Origin of the sequence: Escherichia fergusonii ATCC 35469, assembly GCF_000026225.1 — a bacterium.
Lineage (GTDB): Bacteria > Pseudomonadota > Gammaproteobacteria > Enterobacterales > Enterobacteriaceae > Escherichia > Escherichia fergusonii.
Genome location: NC_011740.1, coordinates 1,585,921 through 1,606,149 on the forward strand (window position 1 = coordinate 1,585,921; position 20,229 = coordinate 1,606,149).

Here is a 20,229-nt window from a genome sequence, read left to right on the forward strand (position 1 = left end):
ATTAAAGTTTGCTAACCTGTCGTACCAATTCAAACAGGTTGTATGACTAATCAGAAGGGAACCCATTGTGAAAACACTAAATCGTCGCGATTTTCCCGGTGCACAGTATCCAGAACGTATCATTCAGTTTGGTGAAGGTAACTTCCTGCGTGCCTTTGTTGACTGGCAAATCGATCTCCTGAATGAGCACACCGATCTGAATTCTGGCGTGGTCGTTGTTCGTCCGATTGAAACTTCATTCCCGCCGTCACTGAGCACGCAGGATGGTCTTTACACCACTATTATCCGTGGCCTGAACGAGAAGGGTGAAGCGGTCAGCGACGCGCGTCTGATTCGCTCTGTTAATCGTGAAATCAGCGTCTACAGTGAATACGATGAATTCCTGAAACTGGCGCACAACCCGGAAATGCGCTTTGTTTTCTCTAACACTACCGAAGCGGGTATCAGCTACCATGCGGGCGATAAATTCGATGACGCGCCAGCGGTAAGCTATCCGGCAAAACTGACCCGTCTGCTGTTTGAACGTTTCAGCCATTTCAACGGTGCGCAGGATAAAGGTTGGATCATCATTCCGTGTGAGTTGATCGACTACAATGGCGACGCGTTGCGTGAACTTGTGCTGCGCTATGCACAGGAATGGGCACTGCCAGAAGCATTTATTCAATGGCTGGATCAGGCTAACAGCTTCTGTTCTACGCTGGTGGACCGTATCGTTACCGGTTATCCGCGTGATGAAGTGACCAAACTGGAAGAAGAACTGGGTTATCACGATGGTTTCCTCGACACCGCTGAACACTTTTACCTGTTTGTGATTCAGGGGCCGAAATCCTTAGCGACTGAACTGCGTCTGGACAAATATCCGCTCAACGTGCTGATTGTTGATGATATTAAACCGTATAAAGAGCGCAAAGTTGCAATCCTCAACGGTGCACACACCGCATTGGTGCCGGTGGCATTCCAGGCAGGACTGGATACCGTAGGTGAAGCGATGAACGATGCTGAAATTTGCGCATTCGTTGAAAAAGCCATCTATGAAGAGATTATTCCGGTACTGGATCTGCCTCGTGAAGAACTGGAATCTTTCGCCAGTGCAGTCACCGGGCGTTTCCGTAACCCGTACATTAAGCATCAGCTGCTGTCTATCGCGCTCAACGGTATGACTAAGTTCCGCACCCGCATCCTGCCGCAGCTACTGGCAGGGCAGAAGGCAAACGGCACACTACCGGCGCGCCTTACTTTCGCATTAGCGGCATTGATTGCGTTCTATCGCGGTGAGCGTAATGGAGAAACATATCCGGTACAGGACGATGCGCACTGGCTGGAACGTTATCAGCAACTCTGGAGCCAGCATCGTGACGGTGTTATCGGTACCCAGGAACTGGTTGCTATAGTGTTGGCAGAAAAAGACCATTGGGAGCAGGACCTGACGCAAGTGCCAGGTCTGGTCGAGCTGGTTGCTAATGACCTGGATGCGATTCTCGAAAAAGGAATGCGTGAAGCGGTACGCCCGTTGTGCTAATACTCTGAACCCGGTTTCGACCGGGTTTTTTACCGATCCGTATTAGTTACAACATCCTATATACCTTTATCATAACCTGGAGCCATATGTAGCACCTGTTACTGTTGTATCCTATAGATAATTTGTGAATAGAGTCTTGAGAATGTGATCGTAATCACGTTTAATAGGGCGATTTTTCAACGCCTGAAGATAACCATGATTGTTCGTCCACAACAACACTGGCTGCGCCGTATTTTTGTCTGGCACGGTTCAGTATTATCCAAGATATCCTCACGCTTACTACTTAATTTTCTCTTTTCTACTGCCGTTATTTTCATGCTGCCCTGGTACACGCATCTGGGTATTAAATTTACCCTCGCACCATTCAGCATTCTCGGTGTCGCCATCGCCATCTTCCTTGGTTTTCGTAATAACGCCGGTTACGCCCGTTATGTTGAAGCGCGAAAACTTTGGGGACAGTTGATGATTGCCTCTCGATCGTTACTGCGTGAGGTAAAAACGACATTGACGGATTCGGCAAGTGTAAGGGAGTTTGCCCGGCTGCAAATTGCCTTCGCCCACTGTTTACGCATGACATTACGCAAACAGCCACAAGAGGAAGTGCTGGCGAGGTATCTCCGAACTGAAGATCTTCAGCGAGTACTGGCAGCCAACTCTCCAGCTAACCGTATCTTGTTGATAATGGGGGAGTGGTTGGCGGTTCAACGACGCAATGGACAGCTATCAGATATCCTGTTTATTAGTCTTAACGATCGGCTCAACGATATTTCGGCGGTTCTGGCAGGCTGTGAGCGTATTGCCTATACGCCAATTCCTTTTGCCTACACCCTGATTTTGCATCGTACCGTGTATCTGTTTTGTATCATGCTTCCGTTCGCGCTGGTCGTGGACCTGCATTACATGACGCCATTTATCTCTGTACTGATTTCCTACACTTTTATTTCGCTGGATTGTCTGGCGGAAGAGCTGGAAGATCCGTTCGGTACTGAAAACAATGATTTACCGCTGGATGCCATCTGCAATGCCATTGAAATTGACCTGTTACAGATGAACGATGAAGCAGAAATTCCAGCGAAAATTCTTCCCGATCGTCATTACCAGCTGACGTAATAATTACTCCGTACGCCGGGCAACAATAAACAGACGCGGAAATGCCAGCAGTATCTGTCCGTTCTCTTGCAGTGGATACTGCTCTTCCAGCATCTGATGGTAGCGCGTAAGAAAATGCTGCTGTTCGCTCTCGGTCAGATCCTGTAACCACGGACGTAATCCAGTGGCGGTCACCCAGTCAATAATCGCCTGGTGCGACGGCATCTGGTGATAGTAAGTGGTTCGCCAGATATCGACCTCGCATCCGGCTTCGCTCAAAATATCGTAGTAAGCATGAACGCCAGCCAGCGGCTCACGCCCGCGATCCGGATAATTTTGTTCCCAGGCGACTTCGCGCATTAACACATGGGTAGGCTCCAGCCAGTTATCCGGCATTTGTACCGCCAGCACGCCCTGCGGACTGAGTAACGAAACCAGATGAGGGAACAGTTCGTAATGGTCGGGCAGCCATTGCAGCGAGGCATTGGCGAAAATCAGATCGAGTGCCTGTTTCGGTTGCCAGTTGCGGATATCTGCTTCCACAAACTGGCAGTCCGGCAAAGCACTGCGCGCTTCGGCAATCATCGCCGGAGACGAATCGATGCCCGTTATCCTGGCAGCAGGCCAACGGTGATGCAAAAGGGCGGTGCTGTTACCTGGGCCACAGCCAAGATCGGCAACGTATTCGATATTCTCCAGCGGCACTCTGGCAAGCAGCTCCACCGCCGGACGCGATCGTTCAGCGGCAAAGTGCAGATATAAAGAGGGGGTCCAGTCAGACATATTTTTACTCCCGTCAGCGCGTTACCCCTAGTGTAGATAAAACTGTTGACATCCTCCACGCCCTGAATGACGAGGATCCCTGCTACGTTCAGGCTGTCGCCTGAATCATTTCGGTGGGTTCCTGCTTCAACGGGCGGCCTGACTGCACCATCCCTCCACAGGCAAGAACGGCGTGCCCCGCCGCTAAAATGTTACGAGCGCCGTTCACATCAGCGTTCGCTGTATATCCACACGCCGGACACCTGAATTGACTTTGTGACAGGCGATTTTCTTTCGCTGTATGACCACAGTACGCGCAACGCTGGCTTGTGTACGCTGGCGGAACAGCAAGCATCTGACCGCCACGCCAGAGCTGCTTGTACTCAAGCTGGCGGCGCATTTCATACCAGCCCTGATCCAGTATCGAACGGTTTAAACCTGATTTTGCCCGGACATTGCGCCCCGGCTGGCTGACCGTACCCGCTGCTGACTTTGACATGTTGCTGACCTTCAAATCCTCAATGACTATCATTGCGTGGTTTTTGCTGACGGTCGTTGTGACTTTGTAAAGGTAGTCCCTGCGGATATTTGCAATACGGGAATGCAGTCGCTGTATTTTGCGTTTCTGCTTCTGCCAGTTATTGCTGAATTTGACCTTGCGGCTTAACTGTCGCTGAAGTCTCGCCAGCGTCTTCTGGTTTTTCTGAAAACTGTTTACAGGCTCAAAGACTGTGCCATCTGACAGCGTGGCGAGTTTAGCCACGCCAGCATCCAGCCCGATCATTGATGCTGAAGGGTGAACCGGAGTGGATACTTCACTTTCTGTCTGAATACTGATGTACCACTTACCGCAGGACTGGCTGACAGTGACATTTTTCACAACCCCCGTGACCTGACGGCTATTCCGGTAGCGCATCCAGCCAAGTTTCGGCAGAAAAATACGGCTGTTTTCCTGATCGAGCTTAACGCCCTGCGGGTAGCGGAATGCATCATTCTGTCCCCGCGTTTTGAATCGGGGAAAACCAGCCCGCTTCTGGAAGAAGTTTTTGTAAGCCCGCTCAAGGTCTTTCAGTGACTGTTGCAATGGCTGTGAGGGCGAATCTTTAAGCCATTGCGTTTCAGTGGCGTTTTTCCACTCAACCAGCCAGGAAGCCATTTTCCCGTAAGGGATGTATTTATTACCGGCCTCATGATTCTCATTCTGACGTGCCAGAGCACGATTGAAAACGAAACGACATGCGCCTGCGAAGCGCCTCATTTCACACTCCTGTTGACCACCTGGTCTTAACTGGAATTTAAATGCCTGTAATCGTTTCACAGGTCAAATGATACTTTGGTCTATGAAAAAAGAAACCGATATCCGGCGTGGAAGGCATTGTGTTTTCCTGATGCATGTTCACCTGGTCTTTGTCACCAAATACCGACGCCAGATTTTTGACCATGACGCGATAGAAAAACTACGCACTTACTTTTCAAATGTATGTGCTGATTTTGAAGCTGAACTGGTTGAAATGGATGGCGAACCAGATCACGTCCATTTGTTAATTAACTATCCTCCCAAACTGGCGATATCCAGTCTGGTAAACAGCCTCAAAGGCGTATCGAGTAAGGTTACTGCGACGAGATCGACCAGATATTGCAGTCAGGTATTACTACAAAGGCGTTTTGTGGAGTCCCAGCTATTTTGCCAGTAGCTGCGGAGGTGCGCCAATATCCGTCATCCGCCAATACATTGAACAACAGCAAACACCTGGTTAGGTGAAAAACCGCGCCTTATATCCCCGCCCTGAAGGACGGGGTTTTACGGCGCACCGGATAAATTCGCCTCACGGCATCAATCCATTGAACAGACGTTTTTTACGCGGCCCGGTCATTAAAGATTCCAGTTTTGCGACACAGGTTTTGTAGTGGGGCGTGGTTTTATGGAACGCCACTGCGTCTTCATCTTTATAGGCTTCGTAGATATAAAAGCGCGAATTCACTTCCGGGTCCTGTAAGACATCGAAGCGCAAATTGCCTTCTTCCTGTACCGAGCCCAGGTGGTTCTGGCGAAAAACTTCGATAAACTCGTCAACCTTGTCTTCATGAACGTTAATTTCAACCAGTGTGACGTGCATAATTCTTCTCCTTAAATCCGCAGTTACTGTTTTTCACTCAGATAGAGTTCATATGCCCGATCAGCCGTTTCGTTATGGTGTACCACCCCCTGTACGGCTTTCATCATCGCCACCGGATGGTCAGACTGGAAAATATTACGCCCCATATCCACACCAGAAGCGCCCTGATCGATAGCCTGCCAGCACATTTCCAGCGCCTCGCGCTCCGGTAATTTTTTACCGCCAGCAATAACAATGGGTACCGGACATCCGGCAACAATCCGTTCAAAACCTTTATCGACATAATAAGTTTTGATAATCTGCGCCCCCATTTCAGCGGCGATTCGGGTAGCCAGCGAGAAATAACGCTGATCGCGCACCATATCTTTGCCCACGCCAGTGACTGCCATGGTCGGCATTCCCACTTTCATTCCGGCATCGACCAGTTGAATAATATTTTTGATCGACTGGTGTTCATATTCGCTGCCGATATAAACCTGCGCCGCCACCGCGCAACTGTTCAGGCGCACGGCGTCATCCATCGATAACGCCACGGCTTCATTACTTAATTCCGCCAGAATAGAGTTCGCACCTGACGCCCGCAGTACTACCGGCTTATTGGTCGCCGGGGGGACTACGCTGCGCAAAATGCCGCGCGTACACATTAATACATCGGCATGTTCAAACAGCGGGGCGATATTTATATCAATGCGTTCAAGTCCGGTAGTCGGCCCCTGAAAATAACCATGGTCAAAGGCCAGCATCACGGTTTTACCCGTTTTCGGATTAAATATCCGTGATAAGCGTGACTGCATTCCCCAATCCAGCGCACCGCAACCTTTCAGGGTAAAAGGGATATTTTGTTGCGGTTGATCGGTGCGAAAATCTTTACCATCTTTAATATCGTCTAAATCTGCCATAACGTACTCCGGTTAAGTAATGCACATCAGAAATCGTATTTGCCGATATTCTCTTTGTTGAATATCACGCGCTCCGGTAACAGTACGATGCCATTACCATCCGCTTCGTAGTCATAGCCCTGAACGCTGTTTGGCGAGACTTCAACCTGACCTACGCCCTGAATATTCAGCTTGTCGCCCGTTTTCATTGATCCTTTTTTCAATAATGCATCCGCGACATAAACTGAAATTTTGCCTTGCTGAACCACATCCCACAGGCCAAATTCTTTCACCGTGCCGCGCTCTACATACGGGCGCATCACGTTTGGCGTACTGAATCCGACAATCGCAACTTTGTCATTATTCAGGTTTTCTGCGGCTTGTGCGGCAGCGGGCAGGGCGTTGGCGTCCGGGGCGATAATGGCGTCGAGATCGCTATAGGCTTTTAATATTCCTTCTGCGGTTTGTAACGATTTAGTGGCATCGTTATAGCCAAACTGCGTAGTGACAATTTCCCAGCCTGGATGGTCTTTGGCGATTTTCGCTTTCGCCTCTTTCACCCACTGGTTTTGGTCCGTAACGGTGGGGCTTGAGTAGAAAAACGCGACTTTGGCTTTGTCTTTATTCACCTGACGCGCCGCCATATCCACCAACATACCTCCCAACTGGGCGGGCGTTCCCTGATTAATGTAGTAAGAGCGGCACTCCGGTTTGGTATCAGAGTCCCAGGTCAGTACTTTCACTCCACGCTGCATCGCACGTTTCAGCGCAGGACACAAGCCATCGGGCGACACCGCAGAGACGATAATGGCGTTATACCCCTGGTTGACGAAGTTATTAATTAACTGTACCTGACCAGAAACACTGGGTTCTGTCGGCCCGTCGTAGGTCACATCAACACCCAACTCTTTACCAGCTTGTTGAGCACCATTACCGCCACTGGTAAAAAATCCCACACCAACCAGTTTGGGAATAAAAGCAATACGCTCGGCGGCCTGTACATTCACAGAAATTGCGGCAATGCCAAGGGCACTAAGTAAGGCGATTTTCTTAAGGCGATGAAGTGTCATGAAGATATCCTTTATGGCAATGTGTTATTGGCCCGGCGCGCCAGCCACTCTTTAATTTGCTGGCGATGCAGGCTAACGGAACGACCTACGACAACGACGATAAGCAGCGCGCCGGAAAGGGCGCTGGACACCTGATTTGGCACTCCTGCCATTTGCAAACCTTGTTGCAAATATCCCACTAATAAAACCGCAATGGCAGTGCCGATAATCGAACCGGAACCACCATAAATATTGGCACCACCAAGCACCACGGCGGTGATGGCGGGCATCAAAAACGACGCACCGAGATCGGAGCGTGCAGAACCAAAATACGAAACCAGCAGCACGGCGGCGACCGCAGACGCCAGCCCCGTCATGGCATAGAGTGCACATAAGGTGCGGTTAACCGGAATCGCGCTATAAAGCGCCACGCGCGGGCTTTGTCCAATCAAAAACACATTACGTCCGGCATGGGTTTTATGCAGCCACAGCCAGAAAACGATGAGACATATCAGAAAGATAATCAGCGGAACGGGAAGCCCCAGCACATCCAGATTAGCGAAATCTGTAAACGCCATCGGGAATCCACCAATACCTTCGTACCCCGTAGCCCCAGCCATCCCGGAAAGCAGCAGGGCGCTTCCAGCAAACAGATACAGCGTGCCAAGCGTAATCACCAGCGGGTTAACTTTGGTATAGATAATTAATCCGGCGTTAATCAGACCGCACAATGCGCCGAGCAGTAACGTCAGGATAATCGCCAGCGGCATTGGCACGCCGCCTTGAAACAACACACCCAATGCGATGGCGCACAGGCCGATAGTCGAACCAAACGAAATATCGATCCCGCCACTGACAATCACCATCGTCAGCGGTAGGGCGACAATGCCAATACAGATAAAATCACTGGTGCTAAACAACAGCATATTGAGATCTAACATTCGCGGATTTACTGCGCCAAATGCGACAATCTCAATAACGAGTAATGCGGCAAGGGCCAGTTCCCAACCGTAGCGAATACGCATTACGCGGCCTCCCGTTTTTTTCCTGACGAATCGGGTTTAACGGATGCCGGTGGCGTCATAAAGCGGGCATATTTTTGCCGCCGCAGATTACGTTCCAGCGCACAACGCAGTCGTCCATCAAATACCAGCACTCCCAGCAGCACGAGGCCCGCGATAAAATCATTCCACCATGCCGGAATGCGCAACAGCACCAGTACGCTATCGATCTGCGTCAGGAACCATGCGCCGAGTACCGCGCCGATAATTGCACCAGAACCGCCGAGCAAACTAATGCCGCCCAACACACAGGCTGCAATCGCTTTCATCTCAAGCCCTGTGCCGGTCTGGTTGGGGATAAAACCAATCTGTGAAGCAAACACAATCCCCGCCAGTGCCGCCATGCAGCCATTCAAAGAAAATGCCACAATTCGAATGGCTTCCGTACGAACACCCAATTGACGAGCGCCCTGCAAATTATCGCCGGTGGCATAAAAACTGCGTCCAAACGCCGTCTTCGCCAGCAGCCAGGCCATAAATGCCACCAGAATTATCGTCAACCAACCAATTGCTGAAACGCCAAGCAGCAGCGGGGCGGAGAGCTGTTTCAGTTCAGCGGGTAATCCCTCAATCCATTTACCGCCAGTCCACAGCAACATGATGCCTCTGTACAACCCTAACGTGCCAAGGGTGGCAACAATGGCTGGGATCTTTAGCCACGCGACCAATACGCCGTTGAAAAATCCCGCCAGCAAGCCGAGCAGTAAAGTCGCGACACAGGCAACAGGCAGTGAATATCCTGCGTTTAATAACATCCCCAACAGCACCGCGCACATTCCGGTAATCGAACCCACTGAAACATCAATATTGCGTGTCAGCATCACCAGCGTCGCGCCCATTGCCAGCAGGATCAGGATTTGCGCGCTGCTATAAACCATGGTTAGCGTTTGCAGACTTAAATACTGGCGGTCGAGAAAACCGGGTAATACAAACAGCAACACCACCGCCAGCAGTGCCGTGATTTCACGGTTGTTCTGGATAAACTTCAGCATGATGCCTCCTGACGCTGACTATCGCCGAAGGCAACGCGCATAATGGTCTCGACATTAATATCGCGTCCGGTCAGTGCAGAGTGGGCAATTTCGCCCTGATGCATCACATATACGCGATCTGCCATCAGTTCGATCTCTTCCAGATCAGAGGAGATAAGCAGCACAGCCACATTTTGTGCGGCGATGCTGTGCAGCAGCTGGTAGATATCATTACGGGCCGAAACATCAACGCCGCGCGTCGGCTCATCGACAATCAATACTTGCGGCGAGGCTTCAAGACACTTGGCGATCAGGATTTTTTGCTGGTTGCCACCGGATAATGTCCGTGCAGCTTGTTCAGATTGGTTAAATTTAATATTCAGCGCCCGACGATAACGTTCCAGTGTGGCATTATCTTTCGCAGTTTTCGCCCAGAATCCACGAAGGTTGTGGGTCAGGGCGCAAACGTTCCAGGCCAGCGAGGCATCGAGATTCAATCCGGATGACTGGCGATCCTCCGGCAAATAAACAAGACCGCGCAGTAAACGTTCTCCGGTAGATAATTTATTGATCTCCTTACCATTCAGCATAATGCATCCGCCACGCAAAGTGCGTAAACCATATAGTGTCTCAGCCAGTTCCGTACGTCCGGCACCCACAAGCCCAGCCAGCCCCAGTATTTCTCCGGCATTGAGCGTCAAGCTAACATTCATAAAACCTTCGCCAGTCACATTTTCCAGCGTCAGCAACGGCGTTCCGGCGGCATGTTGTGGACGGTTGCCGGGTAACTCCAGCCATAACTTTTGACTGGCTGAGAGGGATTTTTCCCGCGTTGTTGGCGTGATGGCCTGAATGATGTCGTCGGTAGACAGCTCACAGGTTTTGCCACTTAACGCGATAGTTCCGTCGCGCATCACGCTAATACGATCGGCAATTTGGCGAATTTCCGGCAGTTTATGTGAGATAAAAACAATACCCACGCCAGTGGCGAGCAGTTCCCGTAAACGGCTAAACAAGCGTTCGGTTTCCGCAGGGGTAAGCGACGCTGTAGGTTCATCGAGAATGAGAATTTGCGAATCGCGCATCAGACCGCGCAGGATTTCCACCATTTGGCGGTCGGCAACATCCAGTGAGCCTGCCAGACTATGGAGATCAAACTGGCAGCCCAGCGCTGCCAGCAAGTTGTTCATCTTTTGCATGGAGATCTGTTTTTTTGCCAGACCAAACAGAATGTTTTCTTTTATCGACAGACTTGGAAAGAGCAAGGGTTCCTGGGGAACGAGGTAAATCCCCAACTGATGAGCATGAACTGGCGTTAATCTGGCGTAACTATTGCCACCAATCTCCAGCGTGCCGTTATCAGCGGGGGTAATACCGGCGATGATTTTCATTAGCGTCGATTTACCCGCGCCGTTACCGCCGAGCAGGGCATGAACCTCACCTTGATGCAACGTAAAATCGATGCCTTTCAGGACATTAACCCCTGAATACTGTTTATAAACCGAGCGGGCGCAAAGTAGCGGTAACGCGCGGGTATCACTCGTTTGCATAATTCCCCCGTTCAGTTTTACAGGTGAGTTTTGAACAAATGTATTTTTGCTTTTAATTTGTTCATAACCTTAGGTGGGCATTGCACATATTTCCGACGAATAGATCACAATTTATGCTATTTTGATTTTTATGGTTGCGTTTGTTCATTGCTGTTTGACCAAACTGTGGTGGCTATCACAGATATAAACGCGCAAGAACTGAACAATTGCATTAAAGATTTAAATATGTTCAAAGTGAAGAATGAATTATGACAATCAACGATTCGGCAATTTCAGAACAGGGAATGTGTGAAGAAGAACAGGTGGCGCGGATCGCGTGGTTTTACTATCACGACGGGCTGACCCAGAGCGAGATTAGCGATCGCCTCGGGCTAACGCGTTTGAAAGTATCGCGATTGCTGGAGAAAGGGCATCAGTCCGGCATTATTCGCGTGCAGATTAATTCTCGCTTTGAAGGCTGTCTGGAACATGAAACACAATTACGTCGTCAGTTTTCGCTGCAACATGTCCGGGTGATTCCTGGACTTGCGGATGCTGATATCGGCGGGCGCCTGGGGATAGGCGCGGCGCATATGTTGATGAGTTTACTTCAACCACAGCAGATGCTGGCGATTGGTTTTGGCGAGGCAACCATGAATACGCTGCAACGCTTAAGTGGTTTTATTTCGTCACAGCAAATTCGCCTGGTCACGCTCTCCGGTGGTGTCGGTTCTTATATGACGGGTATCGGACAACTTAATGCGGCGTGCAGCGTCAACATCATTCCGGCTCCGTTGCGGGCATCCTCCGCTGACATTGCCCGAACGCTAAAAAATGAAAACTGCGTCAAAGATGTCCTGTTGGCCGCGCAAGCTGCGGATGTGGCGATTGTCGGCATTGGTGCCGTGAGTCAACAAGATGATGCTACGATCATTCGCTCCGGTTATATCAGTCAGGGCGAACAGTTAATGATTGGCCGAAAAGGGGCGGTTGGCGACATTTTAGGCTACTTTTTTGATGCAAAAGGTGACGTTGTCACGGATATTAAAATACATAACGAACTGATTGGCTTACCTTTAAGCGCGCTGAAGACCATTCCCGTCCGGGTCGGCGTGGCAGGGGGAGAAAATAAAGCCGAAGCAATTGCCGCTGCAATGAAAGGCGGCTATATCAACGCACTGGTTACCGATCAGGACACAGCAGCGGCGATTTTACGTGGTTAAATTTGCATGACCTTATTACCGGGAATGATGGAGAACGTATAGAGGAACAGACAGAACACATAAGCCGAGGACAATCTAATGGCTCGACTCTTTACCCCTTCAGAATCAAGGCATTACCTGATGGCGCTGGATGCAGGCACCGGAAGTATCCGGGCTGTGATTTTCGACCTGGAAGGCAATCAAATCGCGGTAGGACAAGCGGAGTGGCGGCATCTGGCAGTACCGGACGTTCCTGGTTCTATGGAATTTGATCTCAACAAAAACTGGCAACTGGCGTGTGAGTGTATGCGCCAGGCGCTGCATAATTCTGGTATCGCGCCGGAATACATTGCTGCCGTTTCGGCATGTTCGATGCGTGAAGGTATTGTTTTATATAACAATGAAGGAACACCGATCTGGGCCTGCGCCAATGTGGATGCCAGAGCGGCGCGGGAGGTCAGTGAACTAAAAGAACTGCATAACAATACCTTTGAAAACGAAGTGTATCGCGCGACCGGACAAACGCTGGCTTTAAGTGCCATCCCCAGATTACTTTGGCTGGCGCACCATCGTTCCGATATTTACCGTCAGGCATCAACCATCACCATGATAAGCGACTGGCTGGCCTATATGCTCAGCGGTGAACTGGCAGTCGATCCATCGAATGCGGGGACTACCGGGCTTCTCGACCTCTCCACCCGTAACTGGAAACCTGCATTGCTGGATATGGCTGGCCTACGGGCCGATATTCTTTCTCCTGTCAAAGAAACCGGCACATTGCTGGGCGTGGTAAGTTCACAAGCGGCGGAACTTTGCGGTCTGAAGGCGGGCACTCCGGTAGTCGTGGGAGGAGGGGATGTACAACTTGGTTGCCTGGGGTTAGGCGTTGTCCGTCCGACACAAACTGCCGTACTTGGCGGTACATTCTGGCAGCAAGTTGTAAACTTAGCCGCACCAGTGACCGATCCGGAAATGAACGTACGCGTTAATCCCCATGTTATTCCCGGCATGGTACAAGCTGAATCTATTAGCTTTTTTACCGGACTCACCATGCGCTGGTTCCGCGATGCATTTTGTGCCGAAGAAAAATTGATTGCCGAGCGCTTAGGTATCGATACTTACACGCTGCTTGAAGAGATGGCAAGTCGGGTGCCGCCTGGATCGTGGGGCGTGATGCCGATATTCTCTGACAAAATGCGCTTTAAAACCTGGTATCATGCTGCGCCTTCCTTTATTAATTTGTCTATTGATCCGGATAAATGTAACAAAGCGACATTGTTCCGTGCGCTGGAAGAAAATGCGGCGATTGTATCAGCGTGTAACTTGCAGCAAATTGCTGATTTTTCGAATATTCATCCCACATCGTTGGTCTTTGCCGGCGGAGGTTCTAAAGGGAAATTATGGAGTCAAATTCTCGCTGATGTCTCGGGATTACCCGTCAATATTCCGGTGGTCAAAGAAGCTACTGCATTAGGATGTGCCATTGCAGCTGGCGTCGGTGCCGGGATTTTTTCATCACTGGCAGAAGCCGGAGAACGCCTGGTGCGCTGGGAACGGACGCACACACCAGACCCGGAAAAGCATGAACTTTATCAGGATTCACGCGATAAGTGGCAGGCTGTTTATCAGGATCAGCTGGGGCTGGTTGATCACGGGCTGACAACATCATTATGGAAAGCGCCGGGATTGTAGTGGCATGATGAAAGCCACATTCTGATGGGTGTGGCTGTTAGTTATGCGTTTGGTCAAACTGGACTTTTACCAAAACCATATATCAAACCTAAGTTCAGATATCCGGGGCAGGGCAAAGCTGAAAAGTCCGCTTTGTGCCAGCAGCGGACTTTTGGACTTCAACCATGCATACATTCCAATACAGATTACAACTCTGATTAAAAATTATTTCTTTCTTGAGCTTTCACGAATGCGGGTCGGCTCATTGTTCTAACTATATAGCTGTTAGTTTCTGCGTTGATGTCTAATCCACACACTTTTGCCCATTGCAATGTGTGAGAGAGAAAAATGTCAGCCAGAGTAAAATAATTACCTGCGATCCAAGTATGAGCTGAGTTGAAGTGAATTTGGGAGATAACCTTGTCTGCTTCTTCTCTAAAGTAATTCATTAAGGTTGTGGAGCGTTGATTTTCTGGAGTAAAAATGATGTGTTTGAGCAACCCCCATACAGGTGCTTCTAAATCGGTGAGGCTAAAGCTCAACCAAGAATTAACAGAGGCTTTTTCACCCAAGTTTGCGGGATAAAGAGTGAAATTTTGATGTTTTTCACAAAGGTAGATACATATGGCAAGGGTCTCACTTATTGATACTTCTTCGTCTATCAAAAAAGGAACTTTTCCAAGAGGATGCGGTGATTTCACGTTAGAACCGCGATTGAAAAGATCAACTTTAATGGCCTCGTAAGTTACTCCAATTTCTTCAAGTACCCAAAGTACTCTCAGAGATCTACTTTTAGGATAAGTATAAATCTTCATTTCAAACCCTTTTGTTTATTTACCAACTTGTATGCCGCCATGAGTCTCAACCTTTGAAAGCAGTGATCGCTGTGGTGAGACTGTAGCGCGGACATGTCATTTAGTCAGAGACGGACATCTCAATTTAGCTACTACAATTTAAGTGCGCATAATGTATATTATGTTAAATTACGAACTGGATAAGCAACGTCTTAGTCTTATCCCCAGGTCTCACCTGATAGAGTCAGCAAATTACTACCCTACTGTCGGAATCTTGTTTCCCCTGTTTTGAGCCAACCATGGCTATTCGGACAAGCATGGTTAACATGGACTTTCGTTGGTGCGATGTTTTTTCGATGCTGCCCAAATTGCTACGATTTTTATTGTGAGTTGTTGCAAAATGCGCCGTACAAAAGCACTGCGTAAAGGGTTTCAATGGAACTGATTGCACATATAACACAAGACATAAGATATGTGGTTGAGCATAAGGAGCATCAATCCTCGCAGATACAACCTTTTCACTTGTCCAGTTTTCATTTAAAACACTCGGTTCTAATACGGATTACTGGAGGAAATGCCCAATTTTTTTTTGATTTAAATGAGACTCTCCCCCAAATGATTTATAGTGACGACATCATCTATATTGAAAAAGGATGCACATTCTCATTTAACCACAAAAAAACATTGAAGAGCGATCACGTCCAGGTCATTGAACTTACAGAGGATGTACTAAAAAGAGCATTGCCTGTCTGCACATATATTTCTCCTGTAGAGCATAGAAAACTTCCAGGAAGAATGAGTAAATATTATTCTGTGAAAAGTGAACATTCTCTCGATAACACTTTTGAATATATCTGCCGTAATGCCACAGCAAAAATAATAGATAAAACTAAGATGGTTAGTAGCGTCTGCTATTTATTATCCGTCTTTACTAAACATCATGGGTTTATAGATTCCCTTGAGCGGGCTATGAGTAGCAGTTATTCAGAACGAATCCATAAAATAATATCAAGTGATATTAAATGTAAATGGACATTGCAGCTCTGTGCAAAAAAACTACACGTTAGTATTGCAGCCTTAAAACGGAAATTACAAAAAGAAGGCTCATCTTTCAGGACGGTTTATTTAGATACCCGAATGTGTCACGCATTAAATCTTATTAAAAAATCATCAAAAAGCGTGGCTGAAGTTGCTTATGAAAGTGGTTTTCGTTCAAGTTCAAGCTTTTGCACCGCATTTCGTAAATACTATGGTATTACGCCCACAAAAGTTAACAAAACACTACAGAACAAAGCATAACTCTGCGTTCCGTTGAATTGAATTGCGTTAGACTAAAATACCTGCATATATCACTAATAAGTCATGATAAACATCTTCGCCTGGATAAACAAAAATATAGAATCCCCTATTAACGTTGAAGATCTGGTAAAAATTTCAGGTTACAGCAGAAGACATTTACATACACTGTTTATGCAATATACAGGACACAGTGTCGCGGAATACGTACGTTTGAAACGCCTGTCCTATACAGCTCATCTGCTCAAACTCACCAATCTGTCCGTGCTGGATATATCATTACGTTATCACTACGACTCGCCACAGAGTTTTAGTCGGGTTTTTAAGCGTTATTATCAAATGACACCCCTCGCCTATCGTCGAAGCCAGCAATGGGGTAAAAAAATTCATTTTGTTGATCCATCAGAAAGAACAGATGTTGTCTATGATTTTGTTTATTATGAAGGTGATACTTTTTCAGGGAGCCTCCATCAGTTTCATCTCGATATGTCATCGCGTTTAGATTTCTGGCAAAAAGCAGCTATGCAAATAAATGATATGAAATTTCGCTCACTTCAACATACTTCGCAAATTAGAAGTAGTGTAAGCTACTACCCTTCCCTTCATAGTAAAAGCTCCATGGTTGTTGATTATGTATATGATGATGGAGCAAATAGTAAAACAGATATTGCAATAGCAAGTGGTGATTATATTAAAATTTCTCGACGAGGTATTTTGAATGACATGGTCGGATTGCCGAATGTTTTATATAGAAACATTCTTTATGCACATAATCTCATCAGAGGTAATGGCCGTGATTTCGAAATTATTGAAAGAGACAAAGGTCATACAATTAATTTCTCTTACTATATTCCTGTAAAAATGTAATCTACTTTGGATGTTACATTTTGAATAACGGCTACGTCGCCCCGCAGCAAACGGATCTGAAGCCGAACACGCCCGTATATGCAGCACATGCAACTTGAAGTATGACGAGTATATCTCCCACCACAAATATTAATAAGTGGCAGGAGTGCGATCAGTTCCTGTATCTCCAGTTATTTAATGTGTAGGGACATTTTCTGATACCACCCGAACGCGGACCTGCTTGTTTTGCAATGAGTGCCCGTCCATCACTGCGGGCATAAGCCACGACTGCCCTGTAGCACCGGGCACGTCGTACCATCTGTTACCATCCGGGGATATTTCCCATTGATAACGAAATAGCGAAGAGCAATCTTTGTCAGTGTCACAGGTAGTCTTTGCCTGCAATGTGCTGCCAACAACGGGTGCATTTGTACTGCCATTAAGTTCTTCAGTTCCAGCAGTGAAAAGTATTTGAACACTGCTCACTTTATCGGTGAGATTCATCACCGGGGTCATACGGATAGTACCATTTACCGGATGAGTGCCCCCCGGGCCTGTAGCTGAAATATTAAGTTCCATCGCTGCTAGTGTCATACGTGCTGTAGGATCTTTGACAACGAGTTGCACTTTTTCGATCCATTGTCCATCACGTTCTTCACCCCCCAAAGATTTAAACGACAGTCCGGGACTATGAGTACTATATTCCACGTTTTCAGGTTTTAAGCTTTTCCATTCGTCTTTCGAGCGTACTCGAACATAATGCCATTCTATGATACTGCCATTGTCATCGTTGACTGTTGGTGAAGGAATAACAAATTTACCCTCTTCACGGCGAACTTCATCATGAAGTACGTTTAAATAAGGTGTGAAACTTTCAGGATTAATACTTACTGTAACCGGGATGCGCTCAGAGGTTACCGAATTTCCCCGGCTGTCCGTAACTTTTAAATACAATGAATATTCTTTATTTTCAGTGACGTCCAGAGAGAGATCAGGTAATCGCAATCCACTATTGACATTACCCTGTTGTTGTAATCCGCCAATAAGTTCAGCGTCACCTGTCCACTCAATGCGTTCAACTGGATAACGACTGTTTATAGTTGCACTTAACGTGACGGTGTCACCTGACTGACCGTTTACAGGTGAGGCATATACTCGTATACGACTGGCCTGTTCGCGATATTCCATAACAATATTGTAATTACGATCAACAAAGGCAGTACGGTTGGTCGTGTTACTGGCTGGGCGAACCTGGGAAGGATCCAACTGTGCCCTCAGCGGTACACCAAAGGTGTAATTCAGGTTTAATCCCGCTTCTGTTTGTGAACCACTACTACCGGCATCTTTGTACCCCGCCTTGATCTCAACAAGAGGTACTGGTTTCCACGTAATTGCACCAGTGAACGCCGCAGGATCGCGAGTCAGTGAGTCGTTCCCGAGGATATCGACTTTATCACCAAAATATTGTTCAAATGCCAGTTCCGCTCCAAACCAGGGCAGTGACGGTAACGCACCTTTGAGCCGTACATCAATACCCGTTGCCGGTCTTTCATCATGAAGCGGTTGCACTTTCGAAGCTTTCCAGTCCGAGAGAGGAAAGTACCAGTTGCCAGCCAGACTCATACTATCGCGAAATAACTCAACGCCCAGACTTCCCCGTAAATGATCGTAACGTACATCAGCATCCAGGAAGGAGTTGATACCCAGTAACCAGTCGCCGACATCCTGACGCCAGCCAATACCGGTGTTTACGAAAAATCGGCCATTAAAACTATTATTATCGTGGTCGCGTAGGCCCAACTGTCCAAATAAGATCGAACTAGTGGACTGATATAATGGAATCAGCAGGTCTGCTTCTGCTGAACGATACTTGCTTGCGTCTTCCAGGGTGATCCCCCCACGAAACTGCGCCTCGGGCAGCCAGTGTTTGATACCGCTGGTAATGCCATCGTTAGCAATAGTTTGTGGTAGCGCCTGGATCTGATTTTTTGCGAAGTCGCTAATATTACCTTCTTGCAACAAGCTACCCAGGGACGATGCGCGTGAAGCCAGCCATTCTGCTTCGGGTTGATCTGTTTTATCGACGCTGCTATCTGCACCTGATCGAGTGATTTCCGGTAGCATTGCCTGGGCAAGTGCCGCCGGGGTCAGCAGCTGTGTACCGACTAATACCCAGGCCAACCAGCGAGCCAAAGGTGTAGGTGTTAATTTCACTGATTATCTCTCCATGACAGAACCAGAAAGAGCCCTTCCCTTATAAAAGAGCTCATTTTAATTTTGCTATACTCGTCATACTTTGAGTTGCATATGCTGCAACTGGAATTATCCCGAATAAATTAGGATTTTTTGACGACTACAGGAGGTGTTTTACTGTCATTCATAGTCAACGGTGTAAGTTCGACTTTGAAATAAAGATTTTGTTGATCCGATGGAATTGTATATGTCGAATTTGATGCGTTATCTATTTTTGTATATATTCCATTCAACTCATTTGCGCTAAACCACTGAAATGAATAACCTTCCGAATCACAATTGCTTGCATTAGACTTTTCGTCATCTTTGAAAGAACACTTTGTAGATAAGGTTGCGCCAACAATTGGAGAGTTTATTGAGTCAGTACCATTCAATTCGTTAGATGGATTTTTATCTCCCGGATTATTTATTATAATACTTACATTTGAAGCACGGTTCGTAATGATACCATCTGTGCCTCCTTCAAGGCCTTTAATCTTTGACGTTAATTTAATTTTATGTGTTGAGAATGCCTGATAAGGATGACCTGCACTTGCAGCGACTTTATACGTAATCCAGATTACACTCTGAGAGGCATTTTTTGGAATTTCAAATTGTGTACCTGAATGTGATGGAGTACCACTTAAGTCAGGATTATTTACATTTTTACTAATCAGAAACCATTTAATCTCAGATTTATCAAGAACAGATTCTCCCTTTCCTGTGGTATTATCAATACCATCGCCGTCTTTATCAGTATAAAATAATTTATCTATTCTTAACGTCTGACCTATATACAACTTTCCCTTTACCTCCAAACCTTCTTCCCCTGCAACAGCAACAGGTCGATAACCAACCGATGGTGCTGTAGTTGCAGAAGTCAGAACGCCAGTGTCATTACCTTCTGCAGCGAAAGCCACCCCAGAAATAAGCGTTGTAGAAATAGTCACTGCCAGTAGTGTTTTTTTTATCACGATAAAGCCCTTTTGTTAGTTATGAAGAAATGTCCTTATGAGGGAAAATTTAAGAATGACATCCCTCTGCACGATACTATGCGGTTTTAAATGCTCTTCAGACAAGAACGGTGAACAAGCCGAATAGACAAAAAAATCTTGCCAATCATAGAGATATTAAAAAATGAATATTTAAAAATGAGCTTATAAATAAAATATTTGAGCCAATAGATAAATCAGGAACTCAATTTCATTCGAAA

The 20,229-nt window shown here is 47.3% G+C and carries 17 protein-coding genes and 1 pseudogene; 7 read left to right on the top strand and 11 right to left on the bottom strand.

Features of this window, described 5'->3' with window-relative positions; translation table 11 throughout:
- Positions 1–67: 67 nt before the first annotated feature.
- Together uxaB and EFER_RS07855 are read left to right on the top strand one after the other, a co-directional pair.
- Positions 68–1,519 carry a tagaturonate reductase gene (gene uxaB, locus EFER_RS07850; RefSeq protein ID WP_000854649.1) on the top strand — a complete coding sequence of 484 codons (1,452 nt, stop codon included), beginning with the start codon at positions 68–70 and terminating at the stop codon, positions 1,517–1,519.
- Positions 1,520–1,714: 195 nt separating this feature from the next.
- On the top strand, positions 1,715–2,629 hold the full coding sequence (locus EFER_RS07855; protein ID WP_015953409.1) for a bestrophin family protein: 915 nt from the start codon (positions 1,715–1,717) through the stop codon (positions 2,627–2,629).
- A gap of 3 nt (positions 2,630–2,632) precedes the next feature.
- On the opposite strand, the gene tam is transcribed toward EFER_RS07855, so the two are convergent.
- Both tam and EFER_RS07865 read right to left on the bottom strand, forming a co-directional pair.
- The gene (tam, locus tag EFER_RS07860; RefSeq protein ID WP_001286628.1) at positions 2,633–3,391 is read right to left on the bottom strand and encodes a trans-aconitate 2-methyltransferase; all 759 of its coding nucleotides are present in this window, start codon (positions 3,389–3,391) and stop codon (positions 2,633–2,635) included.
- Between the two features lie 88 nt (positions 3,392–3,479).
- Entirely contained in the window at positions 3,480–4,688 is a 1,209-nt protein-coding gene (locus tag EFER_RS07865) for an RNA-guided endonuclease InsQ/TnpB family protein (protein ID WP_000826399.1), read from the bottom strand.
- A 22-nt stretch (positions 4,689–4,710) separates the two neighbouring features.
- Here EFER_RS07865 and tnpA point away from each other — a divergent pair.
- Positions 4,711–5,128, top strand: a pseudogene (gene tnpA, locus EFER_RS07870) (IS200/IS605 family transposase).
- 68 nt (positions 5,129–5,196) lie between these two features.
- On the opposite strand, the gene lsrG reads toward tnpA, so the two are convergent.
- The 6 genes from lsrG to lsrA are packed head-to-tail and all read right to left on the bottom strand — an operon-like array spanning position 5,197 to position 10,996.
- On the bottom strand, positions 5,197–5,487 hold the full coding sequence (gene lsrG, locus EFER_RS07875; protein ID WP_000558527.1) for a (4S)-4-hydroxy-5-phosphonooxypentane-2,3-dione isomerase: 291 nt from the start codon (positions 5,485–5,487) through the stop codon (positions 5,197–5,199).
- Positions 5,488–5,510: 23 nt separating this feature from the next.
- Positions 5,511–6,386 carry a 3-hydroxy-5-phosphonooxypentane-2,4-dione thiolase gene (gene lsrF, locus EFER_RS07880; protein ID WP_000774180.1) on the bottom strand — a complete coding sequence of 292 codons (876 nt, stop codon included), beginning with the start codon at positions 6,384–6,386 and terminating at the stop codon, positions 5,511–5,513.
- Positions 6,387–6,412: 26 nt separating this feature from the next.
- The gene (gene lsrB / locus EFER_RS07885) at positions 6,413–7,435 is read right to left on the bottom strand and encodes an autoinducer 2 ABC transporter substrate-binding protein LsrB (protein WP_000172491.1); all 1,023 of its coding nucleotides are present in this window, start codon (positions 7,433–7,435) and stop codon (positions 6,413–6,415) included.
- A gap of 11 nt (positions 7,436–7,446) precedes the next feature.
- Positions 7,447–8,439, bottom strand: a complete 993-nt coding sequence (gene lsrD / locus EFER_RS07890; RefSeq protein WP_001222733.1) for an autoinducer 2 ABC transporter permease LsrD — start codon at positions 8,437–8,439, stop codon at positions 7,447–7,449.
- Positions 8,439–9,467 carry an autoinducer 2 ABC transporter permease LsrC gene (lsrC, locus tag EFER_RS07895; RefSeq protein ID WP_000911155.1) on the bottom strand — a complete coding sequence of 343 codons (1,029 nt, stop codon included), beginning with the start codon at positions 9,465–9,467 and terminating at the stop codon, positions 8,439–8,441. The genes lsrD and lsrC overlap by 1 nt, the downstream gene beginning before the upstream one ends.
- Positions 9,461–10,996 (bottom strand): autoinducer 2 ABC transporter ATP-binding protein LsrA, encoded by a 1,536-nt coding sequence (gene lsrA, locus EFER_RS07900; protein WP_001194855.1) that lies wholly within the window; start codon positions 10,994–10,996, stop codon positions 9,461–9,463. The genes lsrC and lsrA overlap by 7 nt, the downstream gene beginning before the upstream one ends.
- A gap of 248 nt (positions 10,997–11,244) precedes the next feature.
- On the opposite strand from lsrA, the gene lsrR reads away from it, so the two are divergent.
- Together lsrR and lsrK are read left to right on the top strand one after the other, a co-directional pair.
- Entirely contained in the window at positions 11,245–12,198 is a 954-nt protein-coding gene (gene lsrR, locus EFER_RS07905; RefSeq protein ID WP_000154332.1) for a transcriptional regulator LsrR, read from the top strand.
- Positions 12,199–12,276: 78 nt separating this feature from the next.
- On the top strand, positions 12,277–13,869 hold the full coding sequence (gene lsrK / locus EFER_RS07910; RefSeq protein ID WP_000113169.1) for an autoinducer-2 kinase: 1,593 nt from the start codon (positions 12,277–12,279) through the stop codon (positions 13,867–13,869).
- A 197-nt stretch (positions 13,870–14,066) separates the two neighbouring features.
- On the opposite strand, the gene EFER_RS07915 is transcribed toward lsrK, so the two are convergent.
- The gene (locus EFER_RS07915; protein WP_000708739.1) at positions 14,067–14,663 is read right to left on the bottom strand and encodes a glutathione S-transferase family protein; all 597 of its coding nucleotides are present in this window, start codon (positions 14,661–14,663) and stop codon (positions 14,067–14,069) included.
- A 414-nt stretch (positions 14,664–15,077) separates the two neighbouring features.
- Between EFER_RS07915 and EFER_RS07920 the strand changes: the two genes are divergently transcribed.
- A complete protein-coding gene (locus tag EFER_RS07920; RefSeq protein ID WP_000419008.1) occupies positions 15,078–15,941 on the top strand; it encodes a helix-turn-helix domain-containing protein in 864 nt (287 codons plus the stop codon).
- A 63-nt stretch (positions 15,942–16,004) separates the two neighbouring features.
- A complete protein-coding gene (locus EFER_RS07925; RefSeq protein WP_015953411.1) occupies positions 16,005–16,805 on the top strand; it encodes an AraC family transcriptional regulator in 801 nt (266 codons plus the stop codon).
- A 174-nt stretch (positions 16,806–16,979) separates the two neighbouring features.
- On the opposite strand, the gene EFER_RS07930 is transcribed toward EFER_RS07925, so the two are convergent.
- Entirely contained in the window at positions 16,980–18,998 is a 2,019-nt protein-coding gene (locus tag EFER_RS07930) for a two-partner secretion translocator ZirT family protein (protein ID WP_000779273.1), read from the bottom strand.
- A 122-nt stretch (positions 18,999–19,120) separates the two neighbouring features.
- The gene (locus EFER_RS07935) at positions 19,121–19,990 is read right to left on the bottom strand and encodes a ZirU family protein (protein WP_000592761.1); all 870 of its coding nucleotides are present in this window, start codon (positions 19,988–19,990) and stop codon (positions 19,121–19,123) included.
- Positions 19,991–20,229: the final 239 nt, after the last annotated feature.

Coding starts and splice junctions, on each gene's coding strand:
- EFER_RS07855 (WP_015953409.1), top strand. CDS start 1,715: ATGATTGTTCGTCCACAACAACACTGGCTGCGCCGTATTTTTGTCTGG.
- tam (WP_001286628.1), bottom strand. CDS start 3,391: ATGTCTGACTGGACCCCCTCTTTATATCTGCACTTTGCCGCTGAACGA.
- lsrG (WP_000558527.1), bottom strand. CDS start 5,487: ATGCACGTCACACTGGTTGAAATTAACGTTCATGAAGACAAGGTTGAC.
- lsrF (WP_000774180.1), bottom strand. CDS start 6,386: ATGGCAGATTTAGACGATATTAAAGATGGTAAAGATTTTCGCACCGAT.
- lsrB (WP_000172491.1), bottom strand. CDS start 7,435: ATGACACTTCATCGCCTTAAGAAAATCGCCTTACTTAGTGCCCTTGGC.
- lsrD (WP_001222733.1), bottom strand. CDS start 8,439: ATGCGTATTCGCTACGGTTGGGAACTGGCCCTTGCCGCATTACTCGTT.
- lsrC (WP_000911155.1), bottom strand. CDS start 9,467: ATGCTGAAGTTTATCCAGAACAACCGTGAAATCACGGCACTGCTGGCG.
- lsrA (WP_001194855.1), bottom strand. CDS start 10,996: ATGCAAACGAGTGATACCCGCGCGTTACCGCTACTTTGCGCCCGCTCG.
- lsrR (WP_000154332.1), top strand. CDS start 11,245: ATGACAATCAACGATTCGGCAATTTCAGAACAGGGAATGTGTGAAGAA.
- lsrK (WP_000113169.1), top strand. CDS start 12,277: ATGGCTCGACTCTTTACCCCTTCAGAATCAAGGCATTACCTGATGGCG.
- EFER_RS07915 (WP_000708739.1), bottom strand. CDS start 14,663: ATGAAGATTTATACTTATCCTAAAAGTAGATCTCTGAGAGTACTTTGG.
- EFER_RS07920 (WP_000419008.1), top strand. CDS start 15,078: ATGGAACTGATTGCACATATAACACAAGACATAAGATATGTGGTTGAG.
- EFER_RS07925 (WP_015953411.1), top strand. CDS start 16,005: ATGATAAACATCTTCGCCTGGATAAACAAAAATATAGAATCCCCTATT.